Source organism: Streptomyces litmocidini (assembly GCF_014649755.1).
Lineage (GTDB): Bacteria > Actinomycetota > Actinomycetes > Streptomycetales > Streptomycetaceae > Streptomyces > Streptomyces litmocidini.
The window spans coordinates 1-597 of the sequence record NZ_BMTQ01000080.1; the positions used below are offsets into that span (position 1 = coordinate 1).

Annotated in this window: 1 pseudogene; it reads right to left on the reverse strand. The window is 75.7% G+C overall.

Features of this window, described 5'->3' with window-relative positions:
* A pseudogene (locus tag IE180_RS36035) lies at positions 1 to 161 on the reverse strand (dihydrodipicolinate synthase family protein); the annotation flags it as partial.
* Positions 162 to 597 lie beyond the last annotated feature (436 nt).

A 597-nucleotide genomic window follows, 5' to 3' on the forward strand; every position in this document is an offset into this window, starting at 1 on the left:
TCGGCGATCAGCCGGGCCACGTGCTCGGCGTAGGCGTCGTGGTCGACGGAGAGGTCCTCGCGGAAGGGGAGGGCGGTGGCGACCATGATCCCGCGCCAGGGGCGGTCGCGGTGTGCGGGCGGGACGGGGGGCGCGGGCCGTGCGGAGGGCGCGGGCCGCATCGGCTGGTCGGGGTGCGCGGGAACGTGCGCGTGGGCCATGAAGGACTCCCTTGTGTGGTGTGTGACATTTTATTGATGGGCGCGGAGTCCACAAGGGTCCCGGACGCGATCGGTCCTGATGACCGGTCGGACCGGTGCACGGGCGCGACCGGCTCGCCGTGGAGCACTCCGGCCCGGCGGCAGGCCTCCCGGACCGGCTCGGGCCCCGGAACGCCCCGGCCGTTCGTCTCCTCGCCGTCCACCCCTCGCCCGGGCGTACGGGTCCCTCGCCGTCCCGGGCCTCCCGCGGGGCCCTCACCACGTCCTGCCACGGAGGGGTCTCGCCGCTCCGGCACCAGGGGCGAACCCACCGTCCGCCGTGAAACGACCGTGCCGGTCGCAGCCACCGAACAGCGGCTCCGGCCGGCACGTTCGTCGCCGGTGTCCCCGCGGGGCG